Annotated in this window: 15 protein-coding genes and 2 pseudogenes; 10 read left to right on the top strand and 7 right to left on the bottom strand. The window is 72.0% G+C overall.

What is annotated here, in order from left to right; all coding sequences use genetic code 11:
- Positions 1-497: 497 nt before the first annotated feature.
- From ACIRQ7_RS11705 to ACIRQ7_RS11695, 3 genes and pseudogenes are all read left to right on the top strand, one after another.
- Positions 498-1,991: pseudogene (locus ACIRQ7_RS11705) on the top strand (glycoside hydrolase family 30 beta sandwich domain-containing protein); the annotation flags it as partial.
- A 53-nt stretch (positions 1,992-2,044) separates the two neighbouring features.
- Positions 2,045-3,043, top strand: a complete 999-nt coding sequence (locus tag ACIRQ7_RS11700) for a chitinase (RefSeq protein ID WP_404261850.1) — start codon at positions 2,045-2,047, stop codon at positions 3,041-3,043.
- 13 nt (positions 3,044-3,056) lie between these two features.
- On the top strand, positions 3,057-4,820 hold the full coding sequence (locus tag ACIRQ7_RS11695; RefSeq protein WP_404261849.1) for a coagulation factor 5/8 type domain-containing protein: 1,764 nt from the start codon (positions 3,057-3,059) through the stop codon (positions 4,818-4,820).
- An 85-nt stretch (positions 4,821-4,905) separates the two neighbouring features.
- Here the strand turns inward: ACIRQ7_RS11695 and ACIRQ7_RS11690 are convergent, their stop codons facing one another.
- The 3 genes from ACIRQ7_RS11690 to ACIRQ7_RS11680 form a co-directional block, all read right to left on the bottom strand.
- Positions 4,906-6,138 carry a metallophosphoesterase gene (locus tag ACIRQ7_RS11690; protein WP_404261847.1) on the bottom strand — a complete coding sequence of 411 codons (1,233 nt, stop codon included), beginning with the start codon at positions 6,136-6,138 and terminating at the stop codon, positions 4,906-4,908.
- 70 nt (positions 6,139-6,208) lie between these two features.
- The gene (locus tag ACIRQ7_RS11685) at positions 6,209-6,730 is read right to left on the bottom strand and encodes a DUF1990 family protein (protein ID WP_404261845.1); all 522 of its coding nucleotides are present in this window, start codon (positions 6,728-6,730) and stop codon (positions 6,209-6,211) included.
- Entirely contained in the window at positions 6,727-7,581 is an 855-nt protein-coding gene (locus ACIRQ7_RS11680) for a YndJ family protein (RefSeq protein WP_404261843.1), read from the bottom strand. The genes ACIRQ7_RS11685 and ACIRQ7_RS11680 overlap by 4 nt, the downstream gene beginning before the upstream one ends.
- Positions 7,582-7,813: 232 nt before the next feature.
- Here ACIRQ7_RS11680 and ACIRQ7_RS11675 point away from each other — a divergent pair, with 232 nt between their 5' ends.
- Both ACIRQ7_RS11675 and ACIRQ7_RS11670 read left to right on the top strand, forming a co-directional pair.
- A complete protein-coding gene (locus tag ACIRQ7_RS11675) occupies positions 7,814-8,470 on the top strand; it encodes an ATP-dependent Clp protease proteolytic subunit (protein ID WP_404261841.1) in 657 nt (218 codons plus the stop codon).
- 1 nt (position 8,471) lies between these two features.
- Positions 8,472-9,074 (top strand): ClpP family protease, encoded by a 603-nt coding sequence (locus ACIRQ7_RS11670; RefSeq protein ID WP_404261839.1) that lies wholly within the window; start codon positions 8,472-8,474, stop codon positions 9,072-9,074.
- Positions 9,075-9,116: 42 nt separating this feature from the next.
- On the opposite strand, the gene ACIRQ7_RS11665 is transcribed toward ACIRQ7_RS11670, so the two are convergent.
- The 3 genes from ACIRQ7_RS11665 to ACIRQ7_RS11655 form a co-directional block, all read right to left on the bottom strand.
- Positions 9,117-9,518, bottom strand: a complete 402-nt coding sequence (locus ACIRQ7_RS11665) for a helix-turn-helix domain-containing protein (RefSeq protein ID WP_404261837.1) — start codon at positions 9,516-9,518, stop codon at positions 9,117-9,119.
- A 65-nt stretch (positions 9,519-9,583) separates the two neighbouring features.
- Positions 9,584-10,375: a crotonase/enoyl-CoA hydratase family protein gene (locus ACIRQ7_RS11660; protein WP_404261836.1), complete on the bottom strand. Its 792-nt coding sequence runs from the start codon at positions 10,373-10,375 to the stop codon at positions 9,584-9,586.
- Positions 10,372-12,024 (bottom strand): acyl-CoA dehydrogenase family protein, encoded by a 1,653-nt coding sequence (locus ACIRQ7_RS11655; protein WP_404261834.1) that lies wholly within the window; start codon positions 12,022-12,024, stop codon positions 10,372-10,374. Before ACIRQ7_RS11655 ends, ACIRQ7_RS11660 begins: the two co-directional genes overlap by 4 nt.
- 81 nt (positions 12,025-12,105) lie before the next feature.
- On the opposite strand from ACIRQ7_RS11655, the gene ACIRQ7_RS11650 reads away from it, so the two are divergent.
- A complete protein-coding gene (locus ACIRQ7_RS11650; RefSeq protein ID WP_404261832.1) occupies positions 12,106-12,888 on the top strand; it encodes a PaaX family transcriptional regulator C-terminal domain-containing protein in 783 nt (260 codons plus the stop codon).
- Between the two features lie 168 nt (positions 12,889-13,056).
- Here ACIRQ7_RS11650 and ACIRQ7_RS11645 read toward each other — a convergent pair.
- Positions 13,057-13,632, bottom strand: a pseudogene (locus ACIRQ7_RS11645) (pyridoxamine 5'-phosphate oxidase family protein); the annotation flags it as partial.
- Positions 13,633-13,943: 311 nt separating this feature from the next.
- Here ACIRQ7_RS11645 and ACIRQ7_RS11640 point away from each other — a divergent pair.
- Genes ACIRQ7_RS11640 through rhaS form a run of 4 tightly spaced genes read left to right on the top strand, consistent with a single transcriptional unit; the run spans position 13,944 to position 18,664 of the window.
- Positions 13,944-15,476, top strand: a complete 1,533-nt coding sequence (locus tag ACIRQ7_RS11640) for a sugar ABC transporter ATP-binding protein (RefSeq protein WP_404261830.1) — start codon at positions 13,944-13,946, stop codon at positions 15,474-15,476.
- On the top strand, positions 15,473-16,513 hold the full coding sequence (locus ACIRQ7_RS11635; RefSeq protein ID WP_404261829.1) for an ABC transporter permease: 1,041 nt from the start codon (positions 15,473-15,475) through the stop codon (positions 16,511-16,513). The genes ACIRQ7_RS11640 and ACIRQ7_RS11635 overlap by 4 nt, the downstream gene beginning before the upstream one ends.
- Entirely contained in the window at positions 16,506-17,495 is a 990-nt protein-coding gene (locus ACIRQ7_RS11630; protein ID WP_404261827.1) for an ABC transporter permease, read from the top strand. Before ACIRQ7_RS11635 ends, ACIRQ7_RS11630 begins: the two co-directional genes overlap by 8 nt.
- Positions 17,496-17,542: 47 nt before the next feature.
- Complete coding sequence (gene rhaS / locus ACIRQ7_RS11625) at positions 17,543-18,664, top strand: rhamnose ABC transporter substrate-binding protein (protein WP_404261825.1); 1,122 nt, start codon at positions 17,543-17,545, stop codon at positions 18,662-18,664.
- Positions 18,665-18,667 lie beyond the last annotated feature (3 nt).

The following is an 18,667-nucleotide window of genomic DNA, read 5'->3' as shown; positions in this document are numbered from 1 at the left end:
GTCGCAGCCGCTCCCGACGACGGGGCCGGCAGCCGCCGAGCCGCGGTCGCGGGCCGTGGGCCGAGGGCCGGTATCCACCGGAACGCGGCCATGCGGTCACCCTATGCGGGGCCGGTAGGGCCCGCATTCCCGGTGCTCCGGGCGGTATCGGGCGTTACGGAAGACGGGTGACGGGGCGGCGGCGGTGGGGGGCGAGCCCGGGGCGGGGGCCTTGGCGACTTCTGCGACCGCTCCCGTGCCCGGCGGCGGCGCCCCGATTCCCTGCGTCAAGGCCGCGTTCAGAGGTTGTATGCGCGGTGCCACGCGCGGCCGTCCACCTCCCATCTGGTGCAGGACTCTTGACGCGGCCCGTTCAACTCCCGAACCATGTGCCCGAGCAGTCGGCCGTGATGACACCGGCCGGGAGCAGGAGCAGGGGCCGTGGGTGCACCGGCCCGCAGGGCGGGATGAGGCGTGCGCGCCTGCCTGCCCTCGCCACAGGAAGGCACCCCCCCACGATGAGATCCCGCAGAGTCCGCCGGGCCGTGACCGGCGCGGTCGCCGCAGCGGCAGCAGCCCTCGTGCCGCTGTGTGCGGCAGCCGGGGCGCAGGCGAGCCCGGACACCGCCGCCGAACAGGTCCAGGTCCACCTCACCACCACCTCCGACACCGGTGGCCGGCAGGTCGACAAGGGCCTGGAGAAGCAGGACCCGATCAGCTTCGCGCCGGGCGGTGGAGGCAACATCACCGTCGATGAGTCGAAGACGTACCAGAGGTTCGAGGGCGGCGGCGCCTCCTTCACGGACACCGCCGCCTGGCTGCTGAAGGGCAGCGGCGCGCTGAGCGACGCCACCCGCGACGCGGTCATGAAGAAGCTCTTCGACCCCGAGGCGGGCATCGGGCTCGGCTTCGTCCGCAACCCGATGGGCGCCTCCGACCTCGCCCGTTTCGGCTACACCTACGACGACATGCCCGCCGGGCAGAGTGACCCCGACCTGAAGAACTTCTCCGTCGAGCACGACCTCGCCGACATCCTCCCGCTCACCGCGCAGGCCCGGCAGCTCAATCCGGCGGTCAAGGTGATGGCGTCGCCGTGGAGCGCGCCGGCCTGGATGAAGGACAACGACAAGCTCGACCAGGGCTGGCTCCAGTCGAAGTACTACGCCGCCTACGCCCAGTACTTCGTGAAGTACCTCCAGGCGTACCGGGACAAGGGCATGCCGGTCGACTACGTCTCCGTGCAGAACGAGCCCACCTGCTGCTCCGGCTACCCGTCCATGCAGTGGAACGGCTCGGGCCTCGCCTACTTCACCAAGAACAACCTGCTGCCCGCCCTGAAGAACGCCGGCCTGACCAGCAAGGTCCTCGCCCTGGACTGGAACTGGGACAAGTACGCCGACTTCGCCGCGCCCACCGTCGACGACGCGGCCATCCGCAGCCACCCCAACTTCGGCGGCATGGCCTGGCACGGCTACGGCGGTGACGTCGCCGAACAGAGCCGGGTGCACGACCGGTACCCGGATCTTCTCGCGTACGACACCGAGCACTCCGGCGGCCGGTGGATCGCCAACCAGCAGAAGGAGGACATGCACAACCTCATCGACTACACCCGCAACTGGGGCAGCAGCTGGGTCAAATGGTCCCTCGCCGTGGACCAGAACGGCGGTCCCCACTACGGCGGTTGCGGCACCTGCACCGGCCTGATCACCGTCCACAACGGTGACGGGGCACACGGCACCGTCGACTACACCGTCGAGTACTACACGATGGGCCACCTCACCAAGTTCGTGAAACCCGGCGCCCTGCGCATCGGCTCCACCGCCAACTCCTCGGTCCCCAACGTCGCGTGGCGGAACCCCGACGGATCCAAGGTGCTGATCGCCTACAACGACACCGGCAGCACCCAGAAGGCGGACATCAACTGGGGCGGACAGCACGCCGCCTACGACCTGCCGGCCGGTGCGTCGGCGACCTTCACCTGGAAGGGAGCGGCCGGCGGCGCCCCCCGAACCGCCGCGCACGCCCCCGTCACCGCCGCCCACCTCCGAGAGCGGAGCTGATCGAGATGCACCTCCGACACCCCTGGCGCGTCGCCACCGGCATCGGTGCCTGCCTTGCCCTGGGCACGACGGTGGCGGCCCAGGCCACCACCGCCCCGGCCTCCGCGCCGCACCGCGTGGCCGCCGCAGCGCCCCAGGCCGTGGCCCCCTACCTCTACAACGGCTGGGGCAACCCGCCCGACCCCGGCGAGGTGATGGACGCCACCGGCACCGGCTGGTTCACCCTCGCCTTCGTTCTCGACGCGGGCGGCTGCGACCCGCAGTGGGACGGCGGCCGGCCGCTCAAGGGCGGATCCGACCAGAAGACCGTCGAGGCCGTACGGGCCAAGGGCGGTGATGTGGTGCCGTCCTTCGGCGGCGCGAGCGGCAACAAGCTGGAGCAGTCCTGCGCTGACGCGGGCGCGCTGGCCGGCGCCTACCAGAACGTCATCGACGCGTACGGCCTCAAGGCCCTCGACGTCGACATCGAGGGCGACGCCTACAACGACCCCGCCATCCAGCAGAAGACCATCGACGCCCTCAAGAAGGTCAAGGCCGCCAACTCCGGCCTCGCCGTCTACGTCACCTTCCCCAGCGATCAGTCCGGCCCCGACGGCAGCATGATCGGCCGGGCCGCCGACTCCGGGCTGGAGGTCGACGGCTGGACGATCATGCCGTTCGACTTCGGCGGCGCGGGCAAGAACATGGCCGACCTGACCAAGAAGGCCACCGACGGCCTGAAGAACCAGGTCAAGGACGCCTACGGCTACAGCGACGACGAGGCCTACCGGCACAGCGGACTCTCGTCCATGAACGGCATCACCGACATGGACGAGCGCGTCACCACCGGCGACTTCGAGGCGATCCTCGGCTACGCCCAGGAGCACCACCTCGCCCGGCTCGCCTTCTGGTCCGTCAACCGCGACCGCCCCTGCCCCGGCGCCTACCCCAACGACGACACCTGCTCGGGAGTGGACCAGCAGCCCTGGCAGTTCAGCAAGATCTTCGCCCGGTACACGGGCTGAGAAGGAGAACCCCGTGCAGCTCCGATTCGCCGCCGGCCACCGCAGAGCCCGGGTGCCCCGCCGCGTCACCGTCCTCGCCGTCCTCGTCGCGGCCTGCGGCAGTGCTCTCGCCCTGCCGCACGCGGACGCCGCCGCGGCCGACCCCGACCTCGGCCCGAACGTCCAGATCTTCGACCCCTCGACGCCCAAGGAGGAGATCCAGAGCGCCGTCGACGGCGTCTTCAAGGACCAGGAGAAGGCCCAGTTCGGCGACGCCCGCAAGGCCCTGCTGTTCAAGCCGGGCTCCTACGACGTGGACGCCAACATCGGCTTCTACACCCAGATCGCCGGGCTCGGACTCTCCCCGGACGACACCGACATCAAGGGCGCGGTGCACGCCGAGGCCGACTGGTTCGACGGCAACGCCACCCAGAACTTCTGGCGCTCCGCCGAGAACCTCGCCGTCACCCCGACCGGTGGTGCCGACCGCTGGGCGGTGTCCCAGGCCGCGCCGTACCGCCGGATGCACCTCAAGGGCGACCTGGCGCTGGACGACGGCGGCTGGTCCAGTGGCGGGCTGCTGGCGGACAGCAAGGTCGACGGCCAGGTGAACTCCGGGTCCCAGCAGCAGTGGCTGTCCCGCAACACCGAATGGGGCGGCTGGTCCGGCTCCAACTGGAACATGGTCTTCGTCGGCGCCGAGAACGCCCCGGCCGGAGACTTCCCCAAGCCGCCCTACACCCGCGTCGACAAGACCCCGGTCGCCCGCGAGAAGCCGTTCCTGTATGTCGACGACGCCGGTGAGTACAAGGTGTTCGTGCCCGACGTCCGCAAGGACTCGCAGGGCACCAGCTGGTCCGGCGGCGCCCCCAAGGGCAGTTCACTGCCGCTGAGCGACTTCTCCATCGTCAAGCCCGGCACGAGTGCCGAGCAGATGAACTCGGCGCTGGCCGCGGGCAAGCACCTGCTGGTGACGCCCGGCGTCTACCACCTCGACCGGACGCTGAAGATCACCGAGCCGGACACGGTGGTGCTGGGCCTGGGCCTGGCCACCCTCATCCCCGACAACGGCGTCACCGCCGTGTCCGTCGCCGACGTCGACGGGGTGAAGCTGGCCGGCCTGCTGATCGACGCGGGGACGAAGAGCTCGCCGTCCCTCATGGAGGTCGGCCCCCAGGACTCCTCGGCCGACCACGCAGACGACCCGACGTCGCTGCACGATGTGTTCTTCCGGGTCGGTGGCGCGGGCCCCGGCAAGGCCGACACGAGCCTGGTCGTCAACAGCTCGCACGTCATCGGCGACCACACCTGGATCTGGCGCGCCGACCACGGGGACGGCGTCGGCTGGAACACCAACACCGCCGCCAACGGACTGACCGTCAACGGCGACGACGTCACCATGTACGGCCTGTTCGTCGAGCACTACCAAAAGCACCAGACCGTCTGGAACGGCGAGCGCGGGCGGACGTACTTCTACCAGAACGAGATGCCCTACGACCCGCCGGACCAGGGCTCCTGGATGAACGGCGGCACCCAGGGATACGCCGCGTACAAGGTCGGCGACGACGTCAAGGACCACGAGGCGTGGGGGCTCGGCAGCTACTGCTTCTTCAACGTCAACCGCGATGTCGCCGCCGAGCACGCCTTCGAGGTCCCGGACACGCCCGGCGTGCGCTTCCACGACATGGTGACCGTCTCGCTCGGCGGCGCCGGCACCATCCACCACGTCATCAACACCACCGGAGGCCCCTCGGACGCGAACAGCAATGTCGCCGACCTCGTGAGCTATCCGCAGTGACACAGCGGCCGGTGACACGGCGCTGAACTTCCCGGGACGGGCCCGCGCCCGTCCCGGGACCGCGCACCCGGGGCCGCGCAGGGGCTCAGGCGTGCGCGGGCGCCTTCGCGCCCGCCGCGACCGGCTTCCGCTGCTGGGTACGGTGCGCCAGCGTGGCCTTGCGGGTCGCGACATCGACCGTGTAAGCGTCGATGGTCAGCCCCGCACGGGACACCTTCAGCACCATGAACCCATGGGCGGCGAAGTCCTGCCAGGCCGACGGATGCCCGAAGTGGGCCTTGCCGTCCTCGGTTTTGGCCGACGCGCCGCACACCACCTGCCGCGTCCCGCCCGTACGCGCCGTCGGCTCCAGCAGCTGCAGGGTGTGATCGTGCCCGGACAGGATCAGGTCCGCCCGCCCGAGCACCACCTCCTCGTACATCTCCTTGAGGTGGATGCCGCTGGTGTAGTTCCCGATCTCGAAACCGTCGTAGGAACCGGCGCTGCCGTGCTTGCCGTTGTTCAGATACGGATGGTGGCTCAGCACCACCTTCCACCGGGCCCGCGACGCGCCCAGCGCCCCGTCCAGCCAGCTGCGCTGCTCGCGCATGTAGGGCCCGTCCCAGCGGTAGTGCGGGTCGAGCTGCGCCACATACGACGACCACGGGATGGTGTCGATGGCGAAGAACTCCACCAGCGGCTCGGCGGCCGGCAGCGGCACGCTGTAGTAGCGGCTCGGCATGTGCCAGCGCCGGGACGTCGCGGCGTAGGAGACCTCCCGGTCACCACGGGACGGGTCGCCACCGCTGCCCGGGATCAGCCCCGAGCAGTCGTGGTTGCCGAGCACCATCAGCCAGGGCACGTCGATCCCGGCATTGGGCTTCTCGAACTTGTCCTGGAATTCGGAGTCGTGGTCGGACTCCGGGCCGTTCTCGTAGATGTTGTCGCCGAGGCCCACCGCCAGACCGATCTGTTCCGCCCGGCACACATCCCGGGCGGCGGCCGCCACGGCGTACTGCGCCTCGTCACCGGTCCCGGCGTCACCGGTCACCAGGATGGCGAACTCGCCCTTGCCGTTGGGGTGTTCAGGAAACGGGAAGGCCCCTGCCGCGCCACCCGCTCGGGTGGCCGCGGATGCGGGCGGCTGCGCCCCCGTCGGCAGTACCGCCAGCGCCGCTCCGGCGACGGCGCCGCCCAGCAGGGTCCGGCGGTTCACGAACTGGGGCACGCGCCCCGTGGTGCGCATCGGCGGCCCCCCGGCCGCCGCGTCCGATCCGGCCCGTAGCCACTGCTTCTCGGTCATGTCCGCCTGAGGCGGGATCAGTTCGTCCTCACACATGCCTGGTTTCTCTCACGGGCACCAGGGGTGGTGGTGAAGATTTGATGAATGCGGAGTGGATGTATGGAGATCAAGGGGAGGTTGTCGCGCCCCGGACCAGCTTCCGGAGCGTGCGGCCGCAGTGCTTGGTGTAGCGGCGCTGGAGGACGGGGACGAGCGGTCCGGCCAGGCGGGTGTACAGGCGGCCCGGCCGGCTGAAGGCGGTCACCGTGAACCACACCGAGTCATCGGCGCGCAGCTCCACCACGAACGTCTCCTCGCCGACCTCGGGGTGGCCCTCGCGGGTGCCGTAGCCGAAGCCGATGCGGTCCTCCTCGTCCACGGTCCACACCACCCGGCACGGCGCCAGCAGCCGCAGCGGCCCGACTCCCAGCGCCACTTCGACGGCCACCCCCACCGCGGCCCGCGGGGCGTCGGCCTGGATCCCGACGCCGGCGGCACGGTGCATCCGGAAGGTGGTGACGGCCTCGCCGGCCGCCGCCAGGTCCGCGCGGCCGTGCCCGATCGGCATCTCCACGTGCAGATGGTGGTAGCCGGCCGGCAGCGGGCTGCGCAGGGTGCCGTGGAGCTCCGGGTAGCTGAGGTCGTTCATGCGATGCGCTCCTTGGGGGCGGTGGGGATCGGGGCGGGTGGCGTGGCGCGCAGGCGGCGGTGGGCGAGCAGGGCGCAGAGGGCGAAGCCGAGGGAGTTGCCCAGGCCGTGGGTGGCGGCCATCCAGCCGAGCGACGGGTGTGCCAGCCCCGTCGCCTCGCCCACCGCCCACCACAGCGCGAGCAGCATGGTCGCGACGAGGACCGCGGCGGACGTGGCCAGCAGCGTCCTGGTGGTCCGGCCGGCTCCCGTCGTGGCGAGGTCGCGCCAGGTCAGCAGGCCCACCAGCCACATCCCCGTGGTCAGGACGAGTGCGCCCGCCAGCTCCGCCCAGTCGTCGACGAAGTATCCGGCGAGCACCATCAGGGTCCCTACCGGGACGCTGAGCGCCGCGATCCGGCCCGCCCGGCCACCGCTGTGCCGGCAGACCAGCCCCGCGATCAGCGCGGCGGCGAAACCGGCGAAGTGGAAGTGCGGCACGGTCAGCGCCAGGATGCCGAGGCCGAACCCGAACAACCGGTGCCCGGCGCGTTCCGCGACCAGGGCGAGACCGGCGACGGCCGGGGTGGCCAGCGCCGTCAGGACCGCGATCTCGGACGGTACGAGCGAACGGGTGCGGGCGAGCCGCCGGGGTGCCTGCGCGGCGAGCGCCAGGGTGGCCGCCGCATAGACCGCGGCGCACGCGGTGGCGGCCGGGCCGCGTGGCAGCCAGAGCGCGACCGAGCCGGCGACGGCGGCGGGCGGCCAGCACCGCCGGACGCGTGCCACCCCCGGCCCGTCGATGAGTGAGAGCCCGAGCGGGATCACCGCGAACATCCCGAGCATGACGATGAGATGGACCAACGCGTTCACCACGCCCCCCTTCCGTGCCGGATCACCTGCGGGTTCTGCGTTCCACCGACGACACTACGCACAGAATTGAACGTGTTCAAGAATGCGTGAGCGATGCCACGAACTCCCCGCCGCCCGCAGCTCTGCCCTCAGCGAATCTGCCGCGGGCAGAGATCCCTGTCGCACCGTCCGCCGCGCGCCGAGAGTGGGGAGACCGCGGCGAACCGGAGCCGCGCGAGGACAAGGAGCAGCGATGACACCACCACTTCTCACCGGCCGGGACACCCTCCGCAGCCCCCGGGCCACCGAGGACGACACCGCGTCGACACGGTTCGACGACCACCTCGCCGCACAGCTCCTCATGCAGCGCATCGTCTTCCTCGGCACCCAGGTCGACGAGGTCTCCGCGAACCGGGTCTGCGCCCAGCTGCTCCTGCTGTCCGCGGAGGACCCGCGCACCGACATCAACCTCTGCATCAACAGTCCGGGCGGTTCGGTGACGGCGGGGCTGGCGATCTACGACACGATGCGGCTGATCCCCAACGACGTCTCGACGCTCGCCATGGGCTTCGCCGCGAGCATGGGGCAGTTCCTGCTCACCGTCGGGGAGCCGGGCAAACGCTTCGCGCTGCCGAACGCGCGGATCATGATGCACCAGCCGTCCGCCGGGATCGGCGGGACCACCGCCGATATCGCCATCCAGGCCGAGAACCTGGAATTCACCAAGCGGGCCGTCGAGCGGATCACCGCGGAGCACACCGGCCAGACCGAGGAGACCATCTCCCGCGACGGCGACCGCGACCGGTGGTTCACGGCCGCGCAGGCCAAGGAGTACGGCATGGTCGACCGGGTCGTGCAGTCCCTCGACGACGTCCGCCCGGCAGGCAACCGACGACGGATGGGACTCTGACATGAGCCAGTACACGATCCCGACGGTCGTCGAGCGCACCCCGACCGGCGAGCGGGCGTACGACATCTACAGCCGGCTGCTGTCCGAGCGGGTCATCTTCCTCGGCACCGAGATCGATGACGGCGTCGCGAACGTCGTCATCGCCCAGCTGCTCCACCTGGAGTCGGCGAGCCCGGAGCGGGAGATCGCGATCTACATCAACTCGCCCGGCGGATCGTTCACTTCCCTCATGGCGATCTACGACACCATGACCTTCGTCAGCGCGCCGATCTCGACCTTCTGCGTCGGACAGGCGGCCTCGACCGCCGCCGTACTGCTGGCGGGCGGGGACGTGGGCAGGCGGTTCGTCCTCGAACACGCCCGGGTGATGCTGGGGCAGCCGGTGAGCGGCGGCGCCCAGGGGACGGTCTCCGACCTCAGCATCCAGGCCAAGGAAATGGTCCGGATCCGCTCCGAGGTGGAGGAGGTGCTCTCCCGGCACACCCCGCACGATGTCGCCACGCTGCGCGCGGACATGGACCGCGACAAGGTCCTCACCGCTCCCGAAGCGGTCGCCTACGGCCTCGCCGACGGCGTGCTCAGCCGCCGGATGACGGCCGCCTGAGATGCCGGGCGCCGGTGGCCGCTGCGCGCGCACGGCCACCGGTCAGGCGGCGAGCCGCACCTCGCTCTGCCGCACGACCGGCGCGGCGGCACGGCGCGCGGCCGCCCGCGCGCCGCTGAGCCGGAGCACCTCGTCCTGGCCGAGGGCGAGGAGATCGGCGAGCCCGAGACCGAGGGCGTGCGCGGCGGCGGCGAGGACCTCCGACGAGGCCTCCTTGCGGCCGCGCTCCAGCTCGGAGAGGTACGGCATGGAGATCCGGGCCGCCTCGGCCACCTCCTTGAGGGTGCGCTGCTGGGCCCGGCGCTCGCGGCGCAGCACCCCGCCCACGATGTCCCGCCACAGGGGCTCCTTGGCCGCGGGGGACGCTACGGGGACCGGCGCAGCAGCCGCTGCCACCGGACGCAGGGGAAGGGCGCGGGCTGGGTCGGGCGCATGGCTGCTCACCCCTCCAGAGTAGAAGCGCGACGGCCGTCGGCAAGGCAACGGCGTTCCGCCCTCGGCGAATTCGGTCAGCGCAGCTCCGGCTCAGGCTCCGGCTCCGGCGCCCGCGCGCCGTGCCGCCCGGCCCCCGCCGCGAAGCGCGCCGCGCCCTCCTGCGCCTGCGCCAGTACCGCCTGACCGTGCCGGAGTTCAGCGTCCATCGCGGCCTGCTCCTCCAGGCCCTCCTGCTCCAGCAGGGAGGCCCGGTCGCTGCGCAGACATGCCTGCGGGAAGCGGGCGATCTCCGCCGCCAGCGCCTCGGCCTCCGCGCGCGCCGCGCCGACCGGCACGACGCGGTGAGCCAGCCCGATGTCCAGCGCCTCCGCCGCGGGCACCGCGCGCCCGGTCAGCACCAGGTCCATGGCGCGGCTCTCGCCGATCAGCCGGGGCAGCCGCACCGTGCCGCCGTCGATCAGGGGCACGCCCCAACGACGGCAGTACACGCCGAAGACCGCGTCCTCCTCGGCGACCCGCAGATCGCACCAGAGGGCCAACTCCAGCCCGCCGGCCACCGCGTGGCCGGCGACGGCCGCGATCACCGGTTTGCCCAGCCGCATCCTGGTCGGGCCCATCGGCCCGTCGCCGTCCGGCGCGACGCGGTTGCCGCGCTCCGTGCCGAGGGCCTTCAGGTCCGCCCCGGCGCAGAACGTGCCGCCCTCGCCCCACAGCACGGCGACGCGCGCCGTGTCATCGGCGTCGAACTCCCGGAAGGCGTCGGCAAGTTCGCCCGCCGTCGGACCGTCGACGGCATTGCGGACCGCCGGCCGGGACAGTACCACGGTCGTCACCGGCCCGGCCCGCTCCACCCGTACGGCCTTCACGCCCCGCTCCCGCCCGAGGGGCGGGCGCGCTCCAGGACGGCGGTGAGGTCCACGCCGGCCGGCAGGGTGCCGAAGGCGTTGCCCCACTCCCCGTCGAGCCGCGAGGCGCAGAACGCGTCCGCGACCGCCGGATGGCTGTACCGCACCAGCAGCGACCCCTGGAGCACCAGCGCCATCCGCTCCGCCAGCGTCCGCGCCAACAGTTGCGCCCGCTCCGGATCGGCCAGGGCACCCAGCATCTTGCGGACGCCGGCCACCGCCGCGTCCAGCCGGCGGTCGGCGCCTGCCGCCGCGTCCACCTCGGCGAAGTAGGCGTCCAGCGCGGCTGGTTCCTTCGACAGGGCGCGCAGCACGTCGAGCGCCGCGACGTTCCCCGAGCCCTCCCAGATGGAGAGCAGCGGCGCCTCGCGGTAGAGCCGCGGCATGCCCGACTCCTCGACGTAGCCGTTGCCGCCCAGGCATTCCAGCGCCTCCGCGGCATGCGTGCTGCCCCGCTTGCACACCCAGTACTTCCCGGCGGCCAGTGCCAGCCTGCGCAGCGCGGCCTCAGCGGCGTCCCCGGCCTGCGAACGGTCCACCGCCGCGGCCAGCCGCATCCCCAGCAGTGTCGCGGCCTCCGACTCGACCGCGAGATCGGCCAGCACCGAGCGCATCAGCGGCTGCCGGTCCAACTCCCGCCCGAACGCCCGCCGGTGGGAGGTGTGGTGCAGCGCCTGCCGCAGCCCCGCCCGCATCCCGGCCGCGGAGCCCAGCACGCAGTCGAGGCGGGTCATGTTCACCATCTCGACGATGGTCCGCACCCCGCGCCCCGGCTCGCCGACCGGCCAGGCCACCGCCTCGTCGTACTCGATCTCGGAGGACGCGTTCGAGCGGTTGCCCAGCTTGTCCTTGAGCCGCATCAGCCGCATGCCGTTGAGGGTGCCGTCCGGCAGCACCCGCGGCAGCAGGAAGCAGCTGAGCCCCTCCTCGGTCTGCGCCAGCGCCAGGAACACATCGCTCATCGGCGCCGAGGTGAACCACTTGTGGCCGGTGATCCGGTAGGTGCCGTCCCCGGCCGGCACCGCGCGGGTGGTGTTGGCGCGTACGTCCGAACCGCCCTGCTTCTCCGTCATCGACATGCCCGCGATCAGCCCCGACTTCGTCAGCGGAGCCCGCAGCCCGAAGTCGTACGTCCGGGCCGCCAGCAGCGGCTCGTAGCGCGCGGCGAGCTCCGGTGCGGCCCGCAGGGCGGGGACGGCGGCGTAGGTCATCGAGATCGGGCAGCCGTGGCCCGGTTCGGCCTGCGACCAGACGTAGAACTTCGCGGCGCGTACCAGATGCGCACCGGGGCGGTCGTCGGCCCACGGCGCGGCGTGCAGGCCGTGTTCCACCGCGACCGTCATCAGCTGATGCCAGGCCGGGTGGAATTCGACCTCGTCGACGCGGTGCCCGAAGCGATCGTGGGTGCGCAGCCGGGGCGGCTGTTCCTCCGCCCAGCGGGCCTGGTCCTGCACCGCTTCCGAGCCTGCCAGCGCGCCCAGCTCGGACACCTCCCGCTCGCCCCAGCCGGCACCCTCCCGGCGCAGCGCTTCCCCCAGGGCGGGCTCGTCCGCCGTGCTGAATCCGCTGAGCGGCGGGGCCTGATTCACGACTTCATGGGTGACGGTCATACCTCGACGTTACAGTTGTCGAACGCCTGTGGGAAGGCTGTAATAGGAGGGATGGGTGACGCGGCTAGAATTTCCGCACCTATGGACGAGAACAACGACAGCCGGGCTCCCGGCGGCCCCGGCTCCCTCGTGCTGCGCACCCTCACCGCCCGCTCCATCGTGCTGAGCACCCTCCTCGGGCACCATCCGCCCCGCCTGCCCGCCCGCGCCCTCGTGCGGGTCGGGGAGCTCTTCGGTGTCGCCGAGGGCACCGTCCGGGTCGCGCTCTCCCGGATGGTGGCCGCCGGCGACCTGCGCCAGCGCGACGGCTCCTACGCACTGACCGCCCGGCTGCTGGAGCGCCAGGCCCGGCAGGACGAGAGCAGGACCCCGCGCACCCGGACCTGGGACGGGAGCTGGGAGATCGCCGTCGTCGCCACCGCCGAACGCCGGCCCGCCGCCGAACGCACCGCGCTGCGGCAGGCCATGGCCGGCCTGCGGCTGGCCGAACTCCGCGAGGGCAGCTGGCTGCGCCCCGCCAACCTCGACCGGGACCGCCCGGCCGTCGCCACCGAGCAGTGCACCTGGCTCACCGGCACCCCCGACGGCGACCCGGCCGCGCTCGCCGGGCGGCTGTGGGACCTGGACGCCTGGGCCCTGCGGGCCCGCGCCCTGATGGCCGCGCTGGACGCCGCGGCCACCCCCGCCGACCGCTTCACGGTCGCCGCCGCGGCGCTGCGCCATCTCCTCGCCGACCCGCTGCTGCCCGGCGCACTGCTGCCGCCCGACTGGCCCGGCGGCGAACTCCGGCGCAGCTACGACGCGTTCGAGACCGAACTGGGCGACCTGCTGCGGCAGTACCTGGCGCCGGGCCGGTACACCTAGGGCCTGTCGGGCGGATCACGCCGGGCTCGCGGGGTCCGGCACGCGCATCTGCTGCGATGCCGTCCCTCAGCAACGCTCCGTGTTGCCTCCATCCTCCGCCGTACGGCTGCACGCACCGGACCGGTCCCTGATCCGGCGTGATCCGAACGACAGGCCCTGGAGACCCAGCGGCGGCAGCGGAAGCGGCAGTCCGGGCAGAGCGTCGATGCTCGCGGCGATGTGCTCCTTCTTCTCGAAGTAGCGCGACAGGGACGCGTCGTCCTCGCGCGCGAAGCGCTTGCGATGCAGATCGCGGTCCGCCTCGTAGGCCAGGAACGGCACGGCGTAGCCGCAGGTGTCACGGATGAGTTCGGCCGTCACCACGATGATGGCGCGCAGCCCGTGGGGGGCCGGGTCGATGTCCGGGAAGTGTGCGAGTAGTTCTCCGAAGCGCGGGTCGTCCCGGAAGACCGGCTCGCCGCGGCCATGCACACGGACGATGTTCGGCGGGCCCTGGAACGCGCACCACATGAGGGTGATGCGGCCGTTCTCGCGAAGATGCGCGACGGTTTCGGCATTGCTGCCGGCGAAGTCGAGGTAGGCCACCGTCTGTTCATCGAGTACCGCGAACGAGCCGGTGAGGCCCTTGGGGGAGAGGTTCACCGTGCCGTCGCCGGACAGCGGCGCCGTCGCGGTGAAGAAGAGGGGCTGTGCCTCGATGAAGGCGCGCAACCTGCCGTCGATGCGCTCATATGTCTTTCCCATGCCTCCGATTCTCGACCACGCCGTGCCGGAGCGTCTGCCCTGCCCGGCGGATGCCTTCGGCCGATCGCCGGGGCGTCCCCGAGCTCCGGAGTTTCATCAAAACGATTCAATAGGGGCTTTCGATGGGCGGGCCGATCGACGGGTTGGAGGAACGTAGGCGCCTCGGTCGGCACCCGTCAAGAGGCAGGACGGAGTGCAAAATTGCGTGGTGCAGCCCCTCTTGACGGGTTACCGGGGCGGGGTTAGCTTCCCCGGGATCTCCTTTGAATCAATTCATTTTGTGGTCCTCAGTAGAGCACAGGAGTCCCTTCATGCCGCAGTCCGTGCGGGACCCGGTCCCCGTCCTCGCCCTGGACGGGGTGAGCAAATCCTTCGGTGCCGTCCGCGCGCTGCGTGAGGTCTCCCTGCGCCTGTACGCGGGCGAGGTGCACGCACTCGCCGGGGAGAACGGTGCGGGCAAGTCCACCCTCATCAAGACGCTCGCCGGAGTGCACCGCCCCGACGCGGGCACCGTCGTCCTCGACGGCCGGCCCGTCGTCCTGCACGGACCGGCGGACGCCCGCGAGGCGCAGATCGCCGTCATCTACCAGGAACCGACGCTCTTCCCCGACCTGTCCGTCGCGGAGAACCTTTTCATGGGCCGGCAACCGCGCCGGGCACTGGGCCGCGTCGACCACAAGGCCGTGCACCGGCAGGCCGCGGACCTCTTCACCCGGCTCGGCGTCACCCTCGACCCGCGGCGCCCCGCGCGCGGTCTGTCCATCGCCGACCAGCAGATCGTCGAGATCGCCAAGGCACTGTCCTTCGACGCCCGGGTGCTGATCATGGACGAGCCGACCGCGGCACTCACCGGCAGCGAGGTCGCCCGCCTCTTCGGCGTCGTCCGCACCCTCCAACAGCAGGGCGCCGCCGTGCTGTTCATCTCGCACCGACTGGAGGAGATCTTCGCCCTCTGCGGCCACGTCACGACGCTCCGGGACGGCGCCCTGATCTCCACCGAGCCACTGGCCGGACTGACCGAGGACGACCTGGTGCGCCGCATGGTCGGCCGCGACCTCGCCCAGCTCTACCCCGAACGGCACGGCGAACCGGGCGCCACCGCCCTGCGGGTGCACCGGCTGACCCGCGAAGGGGTCTTCACCGACGTCTCGTTCGAGGTGCGGCGCGGGGAGATCGTGGCGCTGGCCGGACTCGTCGGCGCCGGGCGCACCGAGGTCGCGCGCGCCGTCTTCGGCATCGACCGCTGGGACGCCGGTGAGGTCCGGGTCGAAGGCCGGCCGCTCAGGCCCGGGGCCCCCAGCCTGGCCATGGCCGCGGGCATCGCGCTGGTGCCCGAGGACCGGCGGGCCCAGGGCCTGGTGATGGGCATGTCCATCGAGCGCAACATCGGGCTCACCGCCCTCACCGGTCCCGCAGCCACCGCCCGCGCCGGGCTGATGGCGCGCGGCGCGGAACGCAGCCGCTCCCAGGACTGGGCGGCCCGCCTCCAGGTCAAGTACGCCCGGATCGCCGACGCGGCCGCCACCCTGTCCGGCGGCAACCAGCAGAAGGTGGTGCTCGCCAAATGGCTGGCCACCGGGCCCAGGGTGCTGATCGTCGACGAGCCGACCCGCGGCATCGACGTCGGCACCAAGGCCGAGGTGCACCGCCTGCTGGCACAGCTCGCCGCCGACGGGGTGGCCATCTTGATGATCTCCTCCGACCTGCCCGAGGTGCTCGGCATGGCCGACCGGGTCCTGGTGATGCACGAGGGGCGGCTGGCCGCCGAACTCCCGCGCGCCGCCGCCACCGAGGAGAGCGTGCTGGCGGCGGCCACCGGGCACGCACGGCGGAGGGCCGCATGACCGTGACCGCACCGCCCCCGGCGACCTCGGCGCCGCCCGGCAGGAACGGCGCCCGCCGCCTCGCCGACCGGGTCGGCAGGGCCCGCGAACTCGTCATCCTGGTCGTCCTCCTGGTGATGATCGCCGTCACCCAGGCGGGCAATCCCGCCTTCCTGTCCGAGCAGGGCATCAAGGACCTGCTGTTGAACGCCACCATCCTGGTCCTGGTGGCCGTCGGCCAGGCGCTCGTCGTCATCACCCGTAACGTCGACCTCTCGGTCGGCTCGACCCTGGGCATCAGCGCCTTCGCGGCCGGGAGTTACCTCCAGGGCGGCGGCAGCCCGCTGCCCGCCGTGCTCCTCGCCACGGCGGTGGGTGTCGCCTTCGGACTGCTCAACGGGCTGCTGGTCGGCCTCGGCCGGGTCCCGGCCCTCGTCGTCACCCTCGGCACCCTCTACATCGTCCGCGGCATCGACTCCCTCTGGGTCGGCTCCCGGCAGATCACCGCCGCCCAACTCCCGGACTCCTTCACCGCGTTCGGGTCGGGCGGCATCCTCGCCGTGCCGTACCTCGCGCTGCTCGCGGCCGCCGTGCTGATCGCGGTCGCCGGCTACCTCCGCCACTACCGGGGCGGCCGCGAGTGCTACGCGATCGGCTCCCACCCGGAGGCCGCCCGGCTCGCCGGCATCCCCGTACGCACCCGCGTCCTCGCCGTCCACACCGCCTGCGGGGCGCTCACCGGGCTCGCCGGCGCGCTCTACCTCGCGCGCTTCGGCAACGTCGACAGCTCCACCGGCAGCGGCTACGAACTCACCGTCGTCAGCGCCGTCGTGGTCGGCGGGGTCGCCTTCACCGGCGGTGCCGGCAGCGTTTACGGTGCCGCGCTCGGCGCCCTCCTGCTGACCTCCGTCAACAGCGTGCTGCCCGCCCTCGGCGTCAGCTCCGTCTGGGTGCTCGCCATCAACGGCGTACTGCTTCTCCTCGCCATCGCCGCCGACCGCATCGTCGCCCGGCGCCTCGGGGCCGGGCTGAAGAGGAGGAACGTCCGCCATGGCTGACCTCGTACCCGCCCGTGCCGTCCGCTGGGACACCGCGGTCGGCGTGCTGCTCCTCGCCTTGCTCCTCGCCTCCTTCGCCTTCGTCGACGGCTTCGGCAACGCCCTCAACCTCTCCTTCCTGATCGGCAACACCCTGCCGATCGCGCTGATCGCCCTGCCCATGACCCTGCTGGTGGTCAGCGGCGAGATCGATCTGTCGGTCGCCTCCACCGCCGGGCTGTCGGGCGCCGTCATGGGCGCCCTGTGGAACGCGGGCCTGGCCATCGAGACGATCATCCCGCTGTGCCTGCTGCTCGGCCTGGCCTGCGGGCTGGTCAACGGCCTGCTGGTCACCCGGCTCGGGCTGCCGTCGCTCGCCGTCACCATCGGCACCATGGCCGCCTACCGGGGCATCGCGCAGATCGTCCTCGGCTCGGACGCGGTCACCGACTTCCCCGTGACCTACCTGGAGTTCGCCGCCGGCCGCATCGGTGACACCTTCCTGCCGTACGCCGCGCTGCCCTTCCTCGTCCTGCTCGCCGTCGCCGCCGTCCTGCTGCACGCCACCCCCTTCGGGCGGTCCCTGTTCGCGGTGGGCGCGTCCGAGGAGGCCGCGCGGTTCGCCGGGATCCGCGTACGCCGCCACAGGCTCCTGCTGTTCGCCCTCACCGGCCTGCTCTCCGCCCTCACCGGTGTCTTCTGGGCCCTGCACTACGCCAGCGCCCGCTACGACAACGCCACCGGCCTCGAACTGTCCGTGGTCGCCGCCGTGCTGCTCGGCGGTGTCGACTTCGACGGCGGCAAGGGAACCCTCGGCGGCGCGCTCGCCGGTGTCTTCCTGCTGGGCGCCCTGCAGAACGTGATGAGCCTGCTCGACGTCTCCGCCCAGTCCCAGATCCTGGTCACCGGCGTGCTGCTGGTGGTCTCCGTGCTCGCCCCGCGCCTCGCCCGGCAGTTCACCGACGCGCGGGCCGCCCGCCGCGCCACCGCCACCTCGCCATGAACACCCCGGCTCCGCCCGTCCCTCCAGCCTCCCGGAAAGGGATCCCTGTGCCCTCCGCATCCGCCACACACACCAGCCGCATCCCGTCGGCGTCCCGCGCGCTGCGCCGCGCCTGCTCCGCGCTGGCCACGGCCACCACGCTCGCCCTCGCCGTGACGGCCTGCGGCGGCACCACCAAGAATGCGGCCCGGCAGGACGGCGACGCCGCCGCGTCCGGCGCCACCGCCCGGCCCCACGCCCCGCTCAAGAAGGGCCTGACCGTCGCCTTCCTCCCCAAGCAGGTCAACAACCCCTACTTCACCGTCGCCGGCAAGGGCGGCGAGAAGGCCGTACGGGAACTCGGCTCGACCTACAAGGAGACCGGGCCGAGCAGCGCCACCGACACGGCGGGACAGGTCGGCTACGTCAACACCCTCACCCAGCAGCAGGTCGACGCGATGGCCGTCTCGGCCCAGGACCCGGGCGCGCTGTGCACCGCCCTCAAGCAGGCCATGCGGGGCGGCGTCAAGGTCGTGACCTTCGACTCCGACACCCGCCCCGGCTGCCGCGATGTCTTCATCTCCCAGGCGAGCGCCGAAGCCCTCGGCCGCACCCAGGTCGAACTGCTCGCCCGGCAGATCGACTACAAGGGCGAGATCGCGGTCCTCTCCGCCGCCCAGACCGCCACCAACCAGAACACCTGGATCGGCTTCATGAAGAAGGAGCTGAAGAAGGACAAGTACCAAAACATCGAGCTCGTCGCCGCCGCCTACGGCAACGACGACGCGCAGACCTCCTTCCAGCAGACCCAGGGCCTGCTCCAGGAGCACCCGAAGCTCGCCGGGATCATCTCCCCGACCACGGTCGGCATCAAGGCCGCCGCCCAGTACCTCGCCGGCTCCCGCTACAAGGGCAAGGTCGCGCTCACCGGCCTCGGCACCCCCGACGACATGCGCCGCTACATCAAGAACGGCACCGTCGAGGCCTGCGAACTGTGGGATCCGGCCCGGCTGGGCGCGCTCGCCGCGCACGCCTCCGTCGCCCTCGCCTCCGGCCGGATCACCGGCGCGAAGGGCGAAAAGCTCGACGCCGGCACGCTCGGCACCTTCACCATCGGCGACCGGGGGGTCATCGACCTCGGCACCCCCACGGTCTTCGACGCGCGCTCCATCGACCGGTACCACTTCTGACCA

The organism is Streptomyces sp. NPDC101393, assembly GCF_044767385.1.
GTDB lineage: Bacteria > Actinomycetota > Actinomycetes > Streptomycetales > Streptomycetaceae > Streptomyces.
This window is presented reverse-complemented; position numbering and strand designations above follow the sequence as displayed.